This is a genomic window from Paenibacillus sp. Y280 (genome assembly GCF_056786335.1).
Genome location: NZ_JBXCIW010000016.1, coordinates 1 through 16782, shown reverse-complemented (window position 1 = coordinate 16782; position 16782 = coordinate 1). Strand labels below are relative to the sequence as shown.

Sequence of the window (16782 nt, the reverse complement as noted above, 5' to 3'; positions counted from 1 at the left end):
TACTCTGAAACTTCCTAGTCCAAGCGCCGCCTTATTTATGACTTCCATACTGTAAGTTTAATGATTACAGTTACCTTTGTCAAGTTCTTATGAAATTTGGGTATTCCACTACCGAGCCGACTTCTTTTTCTGCTAAAATAAATGTGATTTACTAAATAAAGGAGGAAATAGCGGATGGTGCATCTAGCTGATGTCAATTATGTAGCTGTATTGCTTGCAACGATCGCGACAATGGTGCTTGGATTTTTATGGTATTCCCCGATTTTGCTCGGCAATGCATGGATGAAGCATCGCGGTTTAACAAAAAGTGAAATGTCGGGAGGCGGAGCACTAACCTATGTGCTGACAGCCTTGACCGCGCTTGGCGGCTCATTTGTACTGGCGCTGCTGCTCACACTTGCGGATGAAACAACGATTTGGAGCGGATTAGTCGTAGGACTGCTTATAGGAATTAGCATTTCGCTCAAAATCGGCATGAACTACTTATTCGAGGGACACAAGCTTGGCCTTTATTTCATTACAATAGGCTATCACTTGATCTCATATGTAATCGCTGGTCTAATCATCGGCTGCATGCAATAATCAACGATATTCAAACGAGAATATGAGGCGTTAATCGTATGAGCTGGCTTCAAAGCCAAGCTTATGCGATAACGCCTTTTCTTATGCCGCGAAGCAAATTTAACTCCAGCCCCAGAAGAAGCCGTCTCTTTCCCAAGCCGCTTTTCCTTTGTGCAGCTTGCGGAATACCTTCTTCACTTCTTTATCAATCGATTGATTGCCATGCTCATTCACATATATAAAAGATTCGCCAAAATGGCTCTTAATATGCTCAACGGCAGCACCTTGATGCAAAATTCCTTTCTCCTTCAACTCGTTTAGCATCCATTCTGCAACCTCATTAGCGGTATAGGACATTATTCTCACTCCTTCATCAAATAAACGCTGTAACTATAGCATACTTAAACGACTCACTTCAATCATACTCGATCCGCGGCTGTCATTGACAGTCTATTGCCATTTCCTCTATATTATATTTATCACAATTTAATTTTACGAAATGAAGCGAAGTTTTTAAAAATTCGCCTTCCTATGGAGGAAAACAACATGGATTCCAACGAAATGTTAAAGCTCGACAATCAAATCTGCTTCGCCTTTTATGCTTGTTCCAGAGAAATAACGAAGCTATATCGGCCGATGCTGGAAAAAATAGACCTGACTTATACGCAATATGTTACGATGCTGGCTCTATGGGAGCAGGATCACGTGACCGTAACTGCGCTTGGCAACAAGCTCTATCTTGATTCAGGCACCTTGACCCCACTCCTCAAGAAGCTGGAGGCAGCCGGACATATTACCCGGACGCGTGATCGCAACGATGAACGCAGCGTATTGGTTGAGCTCACCGAGCAAGGAAGAGCTTTGAAAGAGCAAGCGCTCGACTTCCCTTATCAGCTCGCCTGCAAGCTCGATGGAACGCCGGAAGAAGGAGCCGCGATGCTGGAGCTTATGCACCAATTCCTACACAGAATGCAGCAAAGCGGAGCCAAAGAGTAAGATCAAATGTGCTGCAACTCCATTACTTGTTTAGGAGGCAATACGCAATGATGAAATCCGTGCTCCGGCCTTTTGGCCCTACGAACCTGCAATTATCTCCACTTGGCCTTGGCTGCTGGCAGTTCAGCAACGGCAAAGGCCTCATCGGAAAATTTTGGCCTGTTCTGCAGGGTGCCATGATTAATGATATCGTCAAAACCAGCTGCGAGGGCGGCATGAACTGGTTCGACACAGCCGAGATTTACGGCAACGGTCAATCTGAGCAGCTGCTTGCTCGCGCTTTGAGGGAAACGATTCCTGCTTCAAACCCTGTATTTATCGCGACCAAATGGTGGCCGTTGATGCGCACTGCGAGCAGTATAGGAAGCACCATTGATGAGCGAATAAAACAGCTGGAAGGCCGAACAATCAACTTGTATCAGGTGCATCAGCCCTTCTCCCTCTCTTCGGTAAGCAGCGAGATGAAGGAGATGGCGAAGCTGGCGGCGGCGGGGAAAATTCAGCATGTAGGCGTAAGCAATTTCTCCGCCAAGCAAATGCGCGAGGCTGACCGTGTCCTGCGGGAGCACGGCCTGCAGCTTGCATCCAACCAAGTGAAGTACAGCCTGCTGGACCGCCGAATCGAGCAGAATGGCATTCTGGAAACAGCGAGGGAGCTGGGCACTGCTATCATCGCCTACTCTCCACTTGAGCAAGGCATATTAAGCGGAAAGTTTCATCATGATCCCGAGCTGGTCAAATCGATAAGCGGTCCTCGCAGATGGAGCCCTGCATTCCGCAAGGAAGGGCTAAGCCGTGCGAAGCCGCTCATTGACTCATTGGAGCAAATGGCTGGCCGTTACGAAGCTACCGCAACGCAAGTAGCGCTCAATTGGCTGATCCATGCTCACGGCGAGACGGTATTCGCTATTCCAGGCGCATCGAAAATCCATCACGCCGAGCAGAACGTGAAGGCGATGCGCTTCAAGCTAACAGCGGATGAAATCAATGAAATTAGTGAAGTGTCACGGTTCGTCTGCCGCTGAATCTCGTTTCAAAGCTGTGAGGGAAGGGTATAAGTAGTTGTAACCTCATATTAGCTAAAATGCGAGAGGAGGACTCACCATGACGGTGACCATCGGCATTTTCAAAAAAGAAAAAGGCATTTTGGAAGCGATCAAAATGTTTCAAACGGCTCAGACGAATGATTACAACCTGCGAATTGTCGTAAAAAATAAGGAGTCTGCTCCGATACTGGCTGCTCAATCAGATGTCCCTGTTGAAGAAGTCTATGAAATTCTTGAGGCAAGGGAGCCGCTTGCAGATAGGGTTGTACCCCCGCTTGGAGCGATTCCGCTCGCTGCTGGCGGCTACACAGCCGGATCGGTTGGAGCAAGCAGCGGCAGTCCTGCCGGCTTTGTTCCAGTCATTAACGATCTTGATGATCGCCCCGGTACAAATGATGTGCTGCAGGATATCGGAATTCCTGAGAAGCATGCTAAGGAATGCGGTGATGCGGTTGAACTCGGACGTTACTTGTTCATTCTCGAAACGGATTCCGAGGCAGAGGCCGAATCTCTGCTTCGTCTGGCTGGAGCCACAAACGTGGTATATTAAAAACTTGAGGTTGCCCTGTAACCATTAAGGGCAGCTTCTTTTTGTTTTGACATCTTTTAAATTAAATTGACAGCCGTATATAAATTGCTTACAATTAAATTATGTAAAATACAAATCGGTTATTGGAGGTTATCCCCTATGTCCATATACAATATTGAAGTGAATACGATCAAAGGCGAACCACAGACTCTTGCTCCCTACAAAGGGAAAGTAATGCTAATCGTGAATACAGCGACCAAGTGCGGCTTCGCAACACAGTTCAAAGGTCTTCAAAAGCTTCATGATACGTATAGCAAGCAAGGCTTCGCCGTTCTAGGTTTTCCTTCCTCCCAGTTCGCTAATCAAGAGCTAAGCGATGACAGCCAAGTAGCTGAAGCTTGCGAAATCAACTTCGGCGTGTCCTTTCCGCTGTACGCGAAAATCGATGTGAACGGCAGCACCGCTCACCCGCTTTTCCAACACCTCACCAACGAAGCTCGGGGCTTCCTTGGCTCCAAATCGATCAAGTGGAACTTCACGAAATTTCTAGTCGATCAGAACGGAAAAGTATTGAAGCGCTTCGGGTCGAAGGATACGCCTGAGCAAATCGAGAAGCATATCCAGAAGCTGCTTAGAGTGGCTACGCACGCCTAAAGATACGAGAAGCCTCTCATAGAAGAACGCTCAACAGGTGGAAGTTAAGCCCCATTTAGAGATGTGGTAACTTTAACTAACTGTAACTTTTATATAACAAATACGTCTATCCTTTAATAGAAGAGATTGATTTATCTTTTTTGTTTATAGGAGGTTATCATGCTTAAAAAATTTACTTTGACATTATTGGCATCTGCCTTAATAGCTGTGCCTGCTCTTTCAGCTCCCAGCCATGCAGATAGTCGGCCTGTAGAGATTAACAACGGCCAACTGAAAAACAGTCGGGTTCTTATACCTTTACGCGACGTATCTCAACATTTGGACGCTGCTGTGGAATGGAACCAGAAGAGCAAAACCATCAAAATCAAGAAAGACGACACCGAATTACTGCTTACCGTTAACTCCAAAAAAGTGCTTGTGAATCAGTCTCAAATTGAGCTGGACGTCCCGGCCGAGCTAATCCAAAACACTACTTTTGTTCCCCTGCGGTTTGTCAGCCAAGCACTCGGAGCAGATGTAGACTGGAACCCCTACGGTCAACAAGCAACGATTTCGTTGAATGGGAAACAAATTGTCGTAAATATCGAACGAACAGAGCCTTCTTCCTCTCAAAAAGCGACGGCTGCCCGTTTGAAACAGTTATCCGATAAATTAAATGAAGCAACAAATGTATCTGCCATCAAGCAAATTCGGACTCATTACAAGCCTTATTTTACGGATCGTCTCATCAATGCGATTATTCAAAATAAAGGGCTCGGAAATGACTATCAATTTGATGCTCCTCGAACGTCCGTTAATTATACAAGTCAGACAACAGCAAGACTTTCGCAATCATTAGAAATTGGGCATGATGCTTACGAAATCCATTCTGTTACAAGACAAATTAATCTCGTATATGTCGATAAAGTATGGAAGGCGGATACGGTTAGTTTTACAAATGTTTCCGTTCCTATTTCGGGAGCCTGATGCTAAATATGAGCAGCTCACTTTAACTTGCTGACGAGGCTATCTCATGAGAGTTAGATCATGTGGGCTAGTCCCGTATAGTGCAAAACCGCCTCCAATTCCACTATGCTAGTGGGGTTGGAGGCGGTTTTTTGTAGGTGAGCTGTAAGCACATATATGCGCTTATAGCCTCGAATCTGCGTATCAGAAACGTCCAAAAGCTACTATAAGCACGCATTTGTTCTTACAGCTAACATATCTTATGTTTCGGCGCGCCTTAAGCACACATATGTGCTTACAGCTTCGAATCGGCGTATCTCAAACGTCCAAAAAGCTGCTATAAGCACGCATTTGTTCTTACAGCAAACATATCTTATGTTTCGCGCGCCTTAAGCACACATATGTGCTTACAGCTTCGTATCGGCGTATCAGAAACGTCCAAAAGCTGCTATAAGCACGCATTTGTTCTTACAACCAACAAATCATGTGTTCTGATGTGCTGTAAGCACATATATGCGCTTATTGCCCCGAATCTGCGTATCTCAAACGTCCAAAAAGCTGCTATAAGAACACATTTGTTCTTACAGCTTACAAATCATGTGTTTTGGCGGGCCGTAAGCACACATATGCGCTTACAGCCTCGGTTAGGCGTATCTCAAACGTCAAAAAGCTGCTATAAGAACGCATTTGTTTTTACAGCTAACAAATCTTGTGTTTTGGCGTGCTGTAAGCACACATATGTGCTTAAAGCTTCGGTTAGGCGTATCAGAAACGTCCAAAAGCTGCTATAAGCACGCATTTGTTCTTACAGCCAACAAATTCTATTCTCTAAGACATATATCGCTTCATCCAGAGTTACTTCCCGCTCGGTCCGCTCATCCATATCCTTGAGGCGCACCAAGCCCGCCTTCCATTCCGTTTCACCTAGTATCGAATCCCGCTCCCTGCTACTGAGGCGAGGATGTTTTTCAGCTTGCGACCGCTCGTATCCAGCTTCACTCGAATACCGCTGGCACGCAGCTCGGCTGCCGCTTGCAGCATCTCCGCAGCTGTCACGCCTACGGGTATGAGCACTACGGAAGCGGAAGGTGTCTCCGCTATACGATTTTCGAGCAGCGCCATAAACGACTCCATGCCAAACGATAGTCCAACCGCGCTATATTCGGCATCCTCCCTTCCAACAAGCTGTCCGATAATAGCGTCATACCGGCCGCCACCGCCCAAGCTCGAAGCGAAGCCATTTGACGTTTCAAATATTTCGTAGACCGTTCCCGTGTAGAATGATAACCCTCGCGAGAGAAATGGATCGAATACGCAGTCTTGCGCAAGGCCAAGCTTGCCCAAAATATCGGTTACCGCGAGCACCTCCAGCGCCCCCGCGCTGCCACGCAGGCCGTATCTGTCCATGAGTTCCTCGAGCGAAGGGTTTTGCAGGGCGATCAGCTCAATGACGGCGTCCGTTACCTCGTTAGCGAGCCCTTTCTCGGAAAGCTCCAGTTTCACGCCGGCTTCACCCACCTTTGCGAGCTTATCGAGTGTCAGCATGACCGACAGCGATTCGCTACCGGGTACGCCGATTGCAGCCATAACTTCGCCAAGAAACCGTCTATTATTCCACTTCAGCTGAACCTTGATCGCAAGCAATCGGAACACGTCGATGGCCATCTGCATCAGCTCCACCTCAGCCTCTGGACCTTTAACCCCCACAACATCCACATCGCATTGCAAAAACTCCCTCAGCCTCCCGCGCTTAACGGGGCCGTCCCGGAACACCTTCCCGATCTCATACCGTTTTATGGGCAACTCGATGCTTGGATTTAAAGCGATCACCTTCGCGAAGGGAATCGTCAGGTCATACCGCAAGCCTAATCGTCGCTTTCGCTGATCCGTCAGCTGGTACATTTCTTTTATAATTTCATCGCCGCCCGCATATTTAGAGGTCAAATCTCTCATCTGCTGACAATCCTTTGCTGTATTTAGTACATGTATGTTTGGGCCGAATTCAACTTCAACCAAGGATATATAATCAAAATAATTAGCAGCATTGCGCCAGCCGCAAAAGTATGGGCATGCGCAAACACAAACGAAGCGTTCTCTCCAGCAGTCGTAATCAGCAAGCCCTTGTCAGCTTCACTCCCCGGAACCCCGTAAACGAAGCTGTACACTACGCTGAGGCCCATATGTATGCCTGTACTCATCCAAATCGAACCCGTTTTTAGAAGCACATAACCAAGAGATAGGCCAAGCACTAACGAGAATAGAGCATTTGAAGGACTGAAGCCTACTAACCACACATCATCCAGCGCAAAAATAATTGCAGATACGAGCAATAAACTAGCATTCCGTATTTTACCTTTAAGATGAGCAAATACATAGCCGTTCACAATAAGATTATTCATAAGCGAGCTAAGAAGCATAACGCCAAGGATTTCGATGAATAAAAGAATAGCTTCCGGTGCTTTCTTTACGCCCACGACCTGAAAATCCCCATAGCCCCACAAGAGCAAGTACATGACTGCCCAAATGCCAAAGCCAATAAAAAAACCGATCCGCAGGTTTCTTTTCCAGCCATAATGAGCTTTTACGCCTAAATCACTCATTCCGCTTAATCCCGTCAGCTTGGCTACATGATGAACAAGGATGAAGAGTATGCAAGCATACGCTAGCCAAGTGATGGTATCTAGCGAAAATAATTTCGGGATTAGATGAAAGTATGAATCAATAATTAGAAAACCGATGACCGCGAATAGCCTTCCCATTGCTCAGACCCTTCCTGCAAAAATATATTGGATGCCCGCTCGTCCAAAATAAAGCAGTATCGAGCTCATAGTTTCATATATATTCGCGAGATTGCCGTATATCCCTAAGCCTCGATGTCTTTCTTTTTGAGAGAAAAAAGCTTGCCAAATAACCCTCCAATTCAATCTATTGGCAGTTTAGCTGGATTATTTAAATGACAAAAAAAGGTGAAAAATTGTTTCTGACGAATTTGTACGTGGATCAGCGAAAATCTCTAAATAGAGGAGACGGAACCAAATATGGATAAATTAATATTACTACTAAAGAATCAGCATGTTGATTACGAAGTCATCGAACATAGTAAACCAATTAACACCGCACAGGAAGGTGCTAATTATTTTGGTATTGATATTGGTCAAACTGCCCCAACACTAATATTGAAAACAGATAAAGGCTACTATGCTTTGGTCATCTCTGGTGATTACGGACGAATCGATCCTGTTGCTTTGAAGGAGATTTTTCAAGTTCAAGAGATCAAATTAGCGAAACCCAAAGAGGTAGAACAAGTGACTGGAAGTACGGTCGGAAGTGTATCGTTAATAAACCCGGGGATCTCAACATTCATAGATAGAGAATTATATCGATTTGATTATGTTTATGGAGGTACAGGGGTGCCACAAACGACATTGAAAATACAACCAAAGGATATTGAGAAATTAAATAATATAGTTGGATACATAAGATAGAGACATGTCTTAACCCTCTAATAATCAATATTACGGAGCAATTTTCATACCCGTATGTGACATTTAGTTATTTTGTTAGGCTGATAGTTAAGGCAGCTAACGGTAAACCCCGTAAATATTTCGGCTGCTGCATTGCCCGCAATAGACGACTCCCTCGCATTTAAATCAACCAATATGTTATTATACAGATTGAATCATGTATGAGAATGCGGAAAAATAGGCAGAAGAGTCTGCGGAATTTTTTTGTATTCACACAACCTAAGGAGGATATTGAAATGCTTTATAAGAACAAACGACTTGGGACCACGCTGCTCCTTATGCTCATTCTGCTCGTTGCAGCTTCCGGATGCGGAGCAAACCGCGCGGCGGACGGAGACAAAAATACCGGCTCCGGCGGCAATGCAAGCACAACAACTCCCCCAACCGAAGCTCCTGCAGAGGATGGCCCAGCGCTGCTTGGCCCGGACAAGCATCCTGTTGTAACCATTCAACTAAGCAATGACAAAATCATTAAGCTTGAGCTTTATCCAGAGGTTGCTCCAAATACAGTAAACAACTTTGTATCTCTTATTAATAAAGGTTTTTATGACGGCGTTATTTTCCACCGCGTTATCCCAGGCTTTATGATTCAAGGCGGCGATCCTGATGGCACGGGAATGGGCGGACCTGACTACAGCATCCCTGGCGAGTTCACTGACAACGGCTTCGAGAACAAGCTGATGCATACGCGCGGCGTACTCTCGATGGCGCGCACGAACGACCCGGATACGGGCGGCTCGCAATTTTTCATCATGGTGGCCGATGCGCCTTCGCTTGACAATCTTTACGCATCCTTCGGCAAAGTAACGGAAGGCATGGAAGCCGTAGATGAAATCGTGAACCAGACCGTCGGTGCGAACGATAGACCGGTAACTCCGATTTCGATGAAAAAAGTAACGGTGGACACGCTCGGCATGACGTTTGAGGAACCAGTGAAAACGAAATAAGTGAAGCCCTTCGATTCGCAGGCATGTTACACGATCCCAATCATATGGTTGAGTATAAGCATGTTGCGAAGGATGGTGAAGCGATGTATGGCAATGGGCCAGTCAGTGTGGTCAATTTAACGAATCCGCTTAATAAGTCGCTGCAAGGGAAATATTTTTTGGGCGAGACCGATCAACTGAATCCAACCGATTCGAACCGAACTTGGGGGGCGCTCATCAACCCTCCCCATTCGGGCGTTAATCTTTATCTGGATATTTATGTGCTGAGCAATTTGTCTGACGATAAGCTCGTCTCGCAAATTTGCTTCTGCTCCAGCCTGCCAACGCACGGCAAGCAGTCGCATGAGGTATCCACTGCAAATTTGACGCTCAATCCGAAGCCTGCGCCGCGCGGACAAGTCCAGTTCGGCAGCAGCCTAGACACGACCGCTCTCGCTGCAATTCCAGTATCCACGCGCGTCATTCCGGCTTACTCCAGCGTCTCGAGCGAGAAAGCAGGCCACTGGATCATCGGTCCCGGCCAAGCGATTCTCTTCACGCTGACCAGTTCTATGAATCACCCCGCCCCCGCCGTCATCTCCATTGGCTGGTGGGAAGAAGCTCAAGGCATGTACTAGCATCAAGGCAAAATCGCCCCTCAACCAGCAATGGTCGAGGGGCGATTTTTTGGGTATGGCAACTATTGAGAACAATTTATGAAATCACATCTATTAATATCGCACCCTTTTATTTGTTATTTTATCGCCCATTGACATCCTTATTATTAGTACTGTATAGTACTAATTATGACGCCAAAAACAAAAATTTCCAATCGCGAGATTGCCCTTCAAACCGCTGCGAGCCTATTTTTGAGCAAAGGCTACCTCGTTACCAGCATGGATGATATTGTTGCCGAAAGCAAAGTATCTAAAACCAACATTTATTATTATTTCAAAAGCAAGGAGGAGCTGCTGTCTGCCATTATCGAGAGAATGACCGGCCAGTATGAGCAGCTTATTACTCGCATTGCTGACCAGACGGAGCTGCCTGTCATGGATCGGCTCACGAGACTGATGAATGTGCTTATCGAGCAAGACGTCGACTGTCTCGGAGGCTGCCCCTTCCTGACGCTGTATACACAGACACCGAAGGAAGCCACTGCGATTCGCGAGCAAATCAGCCAATTTTTTGGAAGGCAGCTGCTCGTCTTGGAGAGGCTTATCGTCCAAGGCATTGCTAGCAAAGAAATAAACAGCAGGCTGGAGCCGCAGCAGACGGCTGCCTTAATTCTATCAACTATTGAGGGCGGGCTGTTCTTACAGCATACGAACCAGAATCCAACTCTATTGCAGCACTCGCTTCATGCTTTAGCTTCCATGCTAAAGTAATTTTTTTGAGTATATTAGTACCGATTAGTACTAGTGTGAAAATAAAAAGGAGGATGTTTATATGGCACATATCTTTATAACTGGAGGGACCGGATTTATCGGTTCGCAATTGGTGAGGCGGCTTACAGCCGAAGGCCACCGTATTACCGCGCTGGTCCGTTCAGCCGCTCGGTTCAATGCGCTGTTTGGGCAAGCCGGAGAGGAGATTTCCCCTTCCCTATCCGCGATTGTCGGGGATTTGACACAGCCAGCACTCGGTCTCACTCCAAGCGACCGCGAGCTTCTGCTTACCGCAGACGTTATTATTCATGCCGGCGGGCCTATGGATATTTTGCTGAGCGAACAGGAAGCGAAGCGAGTATTCCTAGATGCAGCCGAGCATCTAACCCTCCTAGCGGACCATTTGCACAGAAACGGACAGCTCCGCCATTTCATTCATATCGTTGGCTTCAAGAGCCCGGTAACGGATCAAAATGTAAGCGAGCAAGCTGCCGTTATGAAGCAGCTGGAGCATGAATCCCCTTACGAGCGCATGAAAATTACCGCCGATTTCTATATCCGGCAGCATGCTAGGCAAAGCGGCTATTCGCTGTCCGTCGTTCACCCGAGCGTCATCATCGGCGATTCCGTTACAGGAAATACCGAACAAACCGGCGGGCTTGGCATTCTCATCGGCTCAGCCAGACGGAAGCTGATGGGCATAGCGCCCGGCGGACCTAAGCACTGGCTTCCGCTTGTCCACGTCGACCATACCGCTGCATTCATCGCTGCGCTCGTTAACGAGCAGCATCCCGCAAGCGATACCTACTACCTGCTTGATGCGCAAACGGCAAGCCCAAATATGACTCAGCTCATACGGATGATTAATAAGGAGCTGCGCGTTCCAGCGCCGATTGGCTCGATTTCGCTATCGTTACTAGGAAAAGTGCTAGGCACCCGCCTCGGCAGCAAGCTTGGTATTCCCGAGCAGTCGCTCAGCTTTATCGTGAGTAAGGCATTCCCACTCCAATCCACTAGGCATATTCAGCAAAAGCATGCTCTTCACGCATCCGTGAACCAATCGACTTTGCCGCATGTCATAGCTGATCTAGACTATCGCCTATCGCACGGACAATCGATTCATCCGGGCTTTGAGCGCAGCAGGCGCGGCTCACTAGCAACGCTAGAGAAAGCAGGCAGCGGTCATCCTATTCTTATGCTGCCGGGCACCTTTAGCGGCGCAGATTGCTTGCTGCCGCTAGCCTCCGAGCTGCATGGCCGTCCCGTTTGGATTGCCGACCTGCCCGGCTTCGGACGATCGCCCTATCATCATGGCGCAAACGTAATAGAAGGGCATGTCCAAGCGATCGTGGAAGCTATTGCTTCGCAGAAAGAACCTGTCACCTTGATCGGACATTCCTACGGCGCGCTGCTCGCAGCCAAAGTAGCGGAGCGTTTGTCAATAGGTCATATTCATGCCGTACGCCTGCTTCAGCCTGTACTCCATCCGGCTAACGCGCGTTACAAGAGCAGATTAGCAAATCGTCTGCTCCTGCCTCATGTAACGGAAGATAGGCTGCGAAAGGAGCTTTTATCGCGCGGCTGCTTCGGCCATTCGAGCGAGATGCCAGACAGCTATATCCGCTTTGCACGGAATGAGCTTAGCTCTCCGCGTGTCAGAGCCACCTTGGCGGATACGCAAGCTGCCTTAACATGTGCCGAGCATTTCCGTTTGCAGCCTGAGCACTGGAACAGCAGCCAAATAAGTATGCTTTGGGGCACAAAGGAACGTGTTTACTCCATTCCCACAACCTATGCTGCCATCCCTACAGCGCTTCTTCCTTATGGACATCACTTCCCGATTTCACATCCAACTGAGACGGCGCGGCTATTGCTCCAATCCGGAATCTAGCTGATAAAATAGAAAAAGGCGGCTCCAAGTGGTCTAATAAGACCCTCGGAACCGCCTATCGTTCTATTATTTACTCGCTTTAAGCATGTTCATTATGATGGTGATCGCATCCGCTCTAGTAGCGGTAGCTTTTGGCGCGAAGATGTTGCCCGTCCGGCCTTGAATAATGCCTTTGTCGCTGACTACTTTGACAGCGCCCTTCGCCCATGCCGGAATATCCTCATTATCGGCAAAGCTCGTTGAGGCATTAGGATCCAGCGTCAAGCCGGCACCGCTTGCGATCATCGAAACCATTTCCATTCGGAGGATATTAGCGCTTGGACGGAACGTACCGTCTGGATAGCCGCTAATGACTTTTGCTTTCACCGCTTGAGCAACAGCATTCTTTGCCCACGCAGCGATTTTGTCATTGTCGGTAAAGGCAAGCGCAGCACCCTCACCCTCCGCTTTCAATGCACCCATCAGCATGACAGAGAATTCTGCACGCGTTACCGTGTTGCCCGGTTTGAACGTGCCATCGGCATAACCCTTCACAATGCCGGATGCAACCGCCTCTTTAATGGCTGCCTCGGCCCAGTGTCCGGAAATGTCCGTAAAGGACACCGGTTCATCCTTCTTATCTACGGCGAATACGGCAAACTTGGTGAAGTGATCGGATTTTACAGTAATGAGGTTACCGCTTATAGATCCGCCCATCTCAATCCATTGCTTCTTCGTTTCATCGTAATAGAATACAGAAGCCGTCTTGCCCTCCTTGATAAGCGTCGCATCAAATTTGAAGGTTAGCGTGACCGGAACTAAGAAGTTAGCTGATATGTTTTTGAGTATTTCAAAAATCGGCGATGCCAGCTGGCTCGTAGATTCAACGATACCGCCCGTACCTGTCAGCTTTTCAATCGAAAGCAGCATTTGCTCCTTCGTTGCTCCTGCCGGAACGGATACCGTTACGCTGTCATCCAAACCTAGCGTGCCTGCGCTTCCGGCACCAATCGTTACCTCGCCTTTGCTCGGCACATGACCGCCAGAGCCGCCTGATCCACCCGATTCGCCGTTCTCGTCAACGGGAGGAGGAGTCGTCTCTGGCACATCTACCGTAATATCCTGCGTGCCTGCCGTCTCAAACCAGCCTTTCACCGTATTGAAATCACTGGAGAAAGCAAGTGACAGCATAAGCATAATACGGGCATGCTGCGGATTCAAATTGTCACCAGCAATAATGCCGTTGCCGCTGCCCGTAATCGTCCCCGTGCCGGTTCTAGTTGTCGAGACAAATGTGACGCCGTGATCGCGAATAGCCGCGGTACGCGCTGCGCTCATTTTCGACGAAATGCCCGCCGCTCCCGTACCAGCCGTAACAATACCCTTAGCGCCGTCCTCTACTAATGCACGGATTGCTCCGCCGCCAGCTTCCTGATAGCTGTAGGCGATCTCAACGATCGGAAGATTATCCTTCGAGATAAGCTTCAAGTTAAATGGCGTTGCCCAGTCGGCTTGACCGGCCTTTAGCGCCCTTGCGTTAAGACGATAAATGCGTACAGCCGGATCATCGACAAAGCCCAGCGCACCAAACATCGGCGTTTCAAACGTATCCATCCGGTGCGAATTGGATTTCGTCACCTCGCGTGCCGCATGAATGACATCATTTAGCATGACGACCGTACCGTACCATTTTGTCTTGCCGCTGCCCGCTGCTTTAATCGCTTGATAAAGGTTGGCCGGGCCATCGGTACCGATAACATCCCAAGGTCTCATCGCCCCGGTAACGACTACCGGCTTCTCGCTTTGAACCGTCAGATCAAGAAAATAAGCAATTTCCTCCATCGTATCTGTTCCTGTCGTCACGACAGCACTATCATAAATTTCAAGCGCCGCATCTACCGCAAGAGAGAGATCATAGAGTTCCTTCATGGAGTAGCCGCCTGAGCCTTTGTTGCCGAATTGAAACGTCGAAACGTCCGCAATTTTAGCTTTTCCCGGCAGCTGCGCGACTAGATCTGACATTAGGTACGTGCCTGCTGCGTAATTCTGAAAGTTGGTTGGATCGTTATCTCTTGCTTTGCCTGCAAGCGTTCCGCCTGTCGCCACTACGATGACATTGGGCAGCGGTGACGCCTTATGCGCCTCAGACAAAGCCGGAATGTTAAAGGTCGGCAGCTGCGGTGCTGCCGTCTCGGCACGAACCGAGCTGGCATAGCCGGTCAGGATCATGCTGAGAAGCGCCGCTATGAGGAGAGGAACAAATATTTTCTTCGCTGTATTCGGATTGCTTCTTATGGTCATAATCGTACTCCTCCCCTAAATTATTGCGTGACCGCTGCTGGTTCAGGCGTTGCTGTTGCTGCAGGCACTGTCGGTGCAATGGTTGGTTCTACTGCAGCAGTCGGAAGCTCAGCTTCAGGAGAGGGGGCCTGGGTTGCAGCAGGCTCCGTTACAACCGGCTCGGTCACGACAGGATTAACTAGCGGCTCCTCGACAGAAGTTTTCAGCACGGTGTTCTCATCAACCGAAATCTCAACATCTTGTGTACCGAAGGTCGTGAACCAGCTTCTAATCGTACCAATATCATTTGTAAAAGCGAGCGAAAGCAATAGCATCATGCGAGCATGGGCTGCATTCAGATTGTCGCCGCCAATAACATTGCCGCTGCCGCTGTCATAAATAGAGCCTGAGCCCGTTCTTGTCGTCGATACGAAGACTACGCCTTTATCCTTAATGGCTGCCGTCCGAGCCGCGCTTTGCTTAGACGAAATACCGCCTGCACCTGTCCCTGCCGTTACGATTCCTTTAGCGCCATCCTCCACCAATCCGCGAATGCTTCCGCCGCCAGCCTCTTGGTAGCCATAAATAATGTCTACGATTGGAAGGCTGTCCTTGGAGATCGTTTTAAGATCAAATGGCGATGCCCAGCTCTTCATGCCTGCTTTGCTCGCTCGCGCAGGTGCCCGGTAAATACGAACGGCAGGATCATCTACATATCCAAGCGCGCCAAACATTGGAGCATCAAATGTGTCGTTGCGGTGTGCGTTCGTTTTTGTAACCTCACGTGCCGCAAAAATGACATCGTTCAGCATAACAACGGTGCCAAACCATTTTGTTTTGCCGCTGCCAGCCACTTTAATCGCTTGATAAAGATTGGCAGGACCGTCCGTTCCGATTACATCCCAAGGTCTCATAGCGCCCGTTACGACGACCGGCTTCTCACTGCGGACCGTCAGATCAAGGAAGTAAGCAATTTCCTCCATCGTATCGGTACCTGTCGTTACGACAGCACTGTCATAGATCTCAAGCGCAGCATCAACAGCTAGCGAGAGATCGTAAAGCTCTTTAATGCTGTAGCCGCCTGACCCCTTATTTCCAAATTGGAAGGTGGAGACATCGGCTATTTTATCTTTTTTAGGAAGCTGAGCTACTAAATCTGCCATTAAATAAGTGCCAGCCGCATAGTTTTGAAAGTTTGTAGGATCATCATTTCTCGCTTTGCCAGCAAGCGTACCCCCAGTTGCAACAACGATAACATTAGGAAGGCTCGATGCCTTATGCTCGGATGAAAGAACCGGAATATCAAATTTCGGAAGCTGCGGCGCTTCCTCAGCTCGAACAAAGTCCGTTCTTGTCAGCACCCCAACCATTGCTGCTAGCAGCGATAGGACTAATAGAGGAATAAGAACCTTTTTTGCCAACTCACTTCTTACCATTTGCGTCATGTTATTTATCCTCCAATGTTATAAATTTCTCTCTTTCTATTTCAACAGTCTATTTTATGTTAGATAACTTAACAAACACAAAAACGGCTAATAAAGCGCATTCATCAAACTTTTACTGCTTATATCTACTTATTTTATTTAGTTTCTTACTATATTAAAGTATATATATGTTAGCTATATTAACATTTTTTACAGGTTTAATGTGAATGAAAGAAAAGTCTGATAGGTCTGCAAATAAAAAAACCGCCAGGAAACTTCGTCCTGACGGCACTTAAAATACATTTGCTGAACACTAATAAGACTTACTTTAAGACTTGTTTGAGATTTGATATACAAAATCAACAACACCTGTTTTGTTTCTGTTATATTAATCAATTGTTCTTACAAAGATCATACCAAATATTCTGTATAAAAAGCATCCTATCCTAACACCACTAAAATTAAATATTAATTCATTTAAATCTACGGTTCTATAGGTAATTTTATTAATAAGAGATACTAGCTTCCTCGCCGTTAACAATTAAAAGACCTGTCAATACTGGAAATTAAAAGACCAGTAGAGGACGAGGTGTTTTCATATGTTTACGGCCAATATTAGTAATGAAATACTTGAGCGAT

General features: G+C 47.5%; 16 protein-coding genes. 11 read left to right on the top strand and 5 right to left on the bottom strand.

Annotation, left to right across the window (positions count from 1 at the left end; genetic code table 11):
* The first annotated feature begins 174 nt into the window (after positions 1–174).
* Positions 175–582, top strand: a complete 408-nt coding sequence (locus tag AC1TPC_RS19135; protein ID WP_482068394.1) for a DUF1761 domain-containing protein — start codon at positions 175–177, stop codon at positions 580–582.
* Between the two features lie 99 nt (positions 583–681).
* Here the strand turns inward: AC1TPC_RS19135 and AC1TPC_RS19130 are convergent, their stop codons facing one another.
* The gene (locus AC1TPC_RS19130; protein WP_482068393.1) at positions 682–918 is read right to left on the bottom strand and encodes a DUF6953 family protein; all 237 of its coding nucleotides are present in this window, start codon (positions 916–918) and stop codon (positions 682–684) included.
* Positions 919–1107: 189 nt separating this feature from the next.
* On the opposite strand from AC1TPC_RS19130, the gene AC1TPC_RS19125 reads away from it, so the two are divergent.
* The 5 genes from AC1TPC_RS19125 (at position 1108) to AC1TPC_RS19105 (ending at position 4752) form a co-directional block, all read left to right on the top strand.
* The gene (locus AC1TPC_RS19125) at positions 1108–1557 is read left to right on the top strand and encodes a MarR family winged helix-turn-helix transcriptional regulator (RefSeq protein ID WP_482068392.1); all 450 of its coding nucleotides are present in this window, start codon (positions 1108–1110) and stop codon (positions 1555–1557) included.
* Between the two features lie 50 nt (positions 1558–1607).
* The gene (locus AC1TPC_RS19120) at positions 1608–2582 is read left to right on the top strand and encodes an aldo/keto reductase (RefSeq protein ID WP_482068473.1); all 975 of its coding nucleotides are present in this window, start codon (positions 1608–1610) and stop codon (positions 2580–2582) included.
* Positions 2583–2661: 79 nt separating this feature from the next.
* Positions 2662–3153 (top strand): hypothetical protein, encoded by a 492-nt coding sequence (locus AC1TPC_RS19115; RefSeq protein WP_482068391.1) that lies wholly within the window; start codon positions 2662–2664, stop codon positions 3151–3153.
* 138 nt (positions 3154–3291) lie between these two features.
* On the top strand, positions 3292–3786 hold the full coding sequence (locus tag AC1TPC_RS19110) for a glutathione peroxidase (protein WP_482068390.1): 495 nt from the start codon (positions 3292–3294) through the stop codon (positions 3784–3786).
* A 159-nt stretch (positions 3787–3945) separates the two neighbouring features.
* Positions 3946–4752, top strand: a complete 807-nt coding sequence (locus tag AC1TPC_RS19105; RefSeq protein WP_482068389.1) for a copper amine oxidase N-terminal domain-containing protein — start codon at positions 3946–3948, stop codon at positions 4750–4752.
* A gap of 903 nt (positions 4753–5655) precedes the next feature.
* Here the strand turns inward: AC1TPC_RS19105 and AC1TPC_RS19100 are convergent.
* Both AC1TPC_RS19100 and AC1TPC_RS19095 read right to left on the bottom strand, forming a co-directional pair.
* On the bottom strand, positions 5656–6684 hold the full coding sequence (locus tag AC1TPC_RS19100; RefSeq protein WP_482068388.1) for an ATP phosphoribosyltransferase regulatory subunit: 1029 nt from the start codon (positions 6682–6684) through the stop codon (positions 5656–5658).
* Between the two features lie 23 nt (positions 6685–6707).
* The gene (locus AC1TPC_RS19095) at positions 6708–7490 is read right to left on the bottom strand and encodes a CPBP family intramembrane glutamic endopeptidase (protein WP_482068387.1); all 783 of its coding nucleotides are present in this window, start codon (positions 7488–7490) and stop codon (positions 6708–6710) included.
* Positions 7491–7769: 279 nt separating this feature from the next.
* On the opposite strand from AC1TPC_RS19095, the gene AC1TPC_RS19090 reads away from it, so the two are divergent.
* From AC1TPC_RS19090 to AC1TPC_RS19070, 5 genes are all read left to right on the top strand, one after another.
* Positions 7770–8216, top strand: coding sequence for an aminoacyl-tRNA deacylase (locus AC1TPC_RS19090; RefSeq protein ID WP_482068386.1), 447 nt, complete (start codon positions 7770–7772; stop codon positions 8214–8216).
* A gap of 275 nt (positions 8217–8491) precedes the next feature.
* Entirely contained in the window at positions 8492–9202 is a 711-nt protein-coding gene (locus AC1TPC_RS19085) for a peptidylprolyl isomerase (RefSeq protein WP_482068385.1), read from the top strand.
* Between the two features lie 44 nt (positions 9203–9246).
* Positions 9247–9819, top strand: coding sequence for a DUF6143 family protein (locus AC1TPC_RS19080; protein ID WP_482068384.1), 573 nt, complete (start codon positions 9247–9249; stop codon positions 9817–9819).
* A 168-nt stretch (positions 9820–9987) separates the two neighbouring features.
* Positions 9988–10569, top strand: a complete 582-nt coding sequence (locus AC1TPC_RS19075) for a TetR/AcrR family transcriptional regulator (RefSeq protein WP_482068383.1) — start codon at positions 9988–9990, stop codon at positions 10567–10569.
* Positions 10570–10630: 61 nt separating this feature from the next.
* A complete protein-coding gene (locus tag AC1TPC_RS19070; RefSeq protein ID WP_482068382.1) occupies positions 10631–12460 on the top strand; it encodes an alpha/beta fold hydrolase in 1830 nt (609 codons plus the stop codon).
* A gap of 66 nt (positions 12461–12526) precedes the next feature.
* Here AC1TPC_RS19070 and AC1TPC_RS19065 read toward each other — a convergent pair whose 3' ends face one another.
* Together AC1TPC_RS19065 and AC1TPC_RS19060 are read right to left on the bottom strand one after the other, a co-directional pair.
* Positions 12527–14740 carry an asparaginase domain-containing protein gene (locus AC1TPC_RS19065; protein WP_482068381.1) on the bottom strand — a complete coding sequence of 738 codons (2214 nt, stop codon included), beginning with the start codon at positions 14738–14740 and terminating at the stop codon, positions 12527–12529.
* A gap of 20 nt (positions 14741–14760) precedes the next feature.
* On the bottom strand, positions 14761–16164 hold the full coding sequence (locus AC1TPC_RS19060) for an asparaginase (protein WP_482068380.1): 1404 nt from the start codon (positions 16162–16164) through the stop codon (positions 14761–14763).
* Positions 16165–16782 lie beyond the last annotated feature (618 nt).

Coding starts and splice junctions, on each gene's coding strand:
- AC1TPC_RS19135 (WP_482068394.1), top strand. CDS start 175: ATGGTGCATCTAGCTGATGTCAATTATGTAGCTGTATTGCTTGCAACG.
- AC1TPC_RS19130 (WP_482068393.1), bottom strand. CDS start 918: ATGTCCTATACCGCTAATGAGGTTGCAGAATGGATGCTAAACGAGTTG.
- AC1TPC_RS19125 (WP_482068392.1), top strand. CDS start 1,108: ATGGATTCCAACGAAATGTTAAAGCTCGACAATCAAATCTGCTTCGCC.
- AC1TPC_RS19120 (WP_482068473.1), top strand. CDS start 1,608: ATGAAATCCGTGCTCCGGCCTTTTGGCCCTACGAACCTGCAATTATCT.
- AC1TPC_RS19115 (WP_482068391.1), top strand. CDS start 2,662: ATGACGGTGACCATCGGCATTTTCAAAAAAGAAAAAGGCATTTTGGAA.
- AC1TPC_RS19110 (WP_482068390.1), top strand. CDS start 3,292: ATGTCCATATACAATATTGAAGTGAATACGATCAAAGGCGAACCACAG.
- AC1TPC_RS19105 (WP_482068389.1), top strand. CDS start 3,946: ATGCTTAAAAAATTTACTTTGACATTATTGGCATCTGCCTTAATAGCT.
- AC1TPC_RS19100 (WP_482068388.1), bottom strand. CDS start 6,684: ATGAGAGATTTGACCTCTAAATATGCGGGCGGCGATGAAATTATAAAA.
- AC1TPC_RS19095 (WP_482068387.1), bottom strand. CDS start 7,490: ATGGGAAGGCTATTCGCGGTCATCGGTTTTCTAATTATTGATTCATAC.
- AC1TPC_RS19090 (WP_482068386.1), top strand. CDS start 7,770: ATGGATAAATTAATATTACTACTAAAGAATCAGCATGTTGATTACGAA.
- AC1TPC_RS19085 (WP_482068385.1), top strand. CDS start 8,492: ATGCTTTATAAGAACAAACGACTTGGGACCACGCTGCTCCTTATGCTC.
- AC1TPC_RS19080 (WP_482068384.1), top strand. CDS start 9,247: ATGGTTGAGTATAAGCATGTTGCGAAGGATGGTGAAGCGATGTATGGC.
- AC1TPC_RS19075 (WP_482068383.1), top strand. CDS start 9,988: ATGACGCCAAAAACAAAAATTTCCAATCGCGAGATTGCCCTTCAAACC.
- AC1TPC_RS19070 (WP_482068382.1), top strand. CDS start 10,631: ATGGCACATATCTTTATAACTGGAGGGACCGGATTTATCGGTTCGCAA.
- AC1TPC_RS19065 (WP_482068381.1), bottom strand. CDS start 14,740: ATGACCATAAGAAGCAATCCGAATACAGCGAAGAAAATATTTGTTCCT.
- AC1TPC_RS19060 (WP_482068380.1), bottom strand. CDS start 16,164: ATGACGCAAATGGTAAGAAGTGAGTTGGCAAAAAAGGTTCTTATTCCT.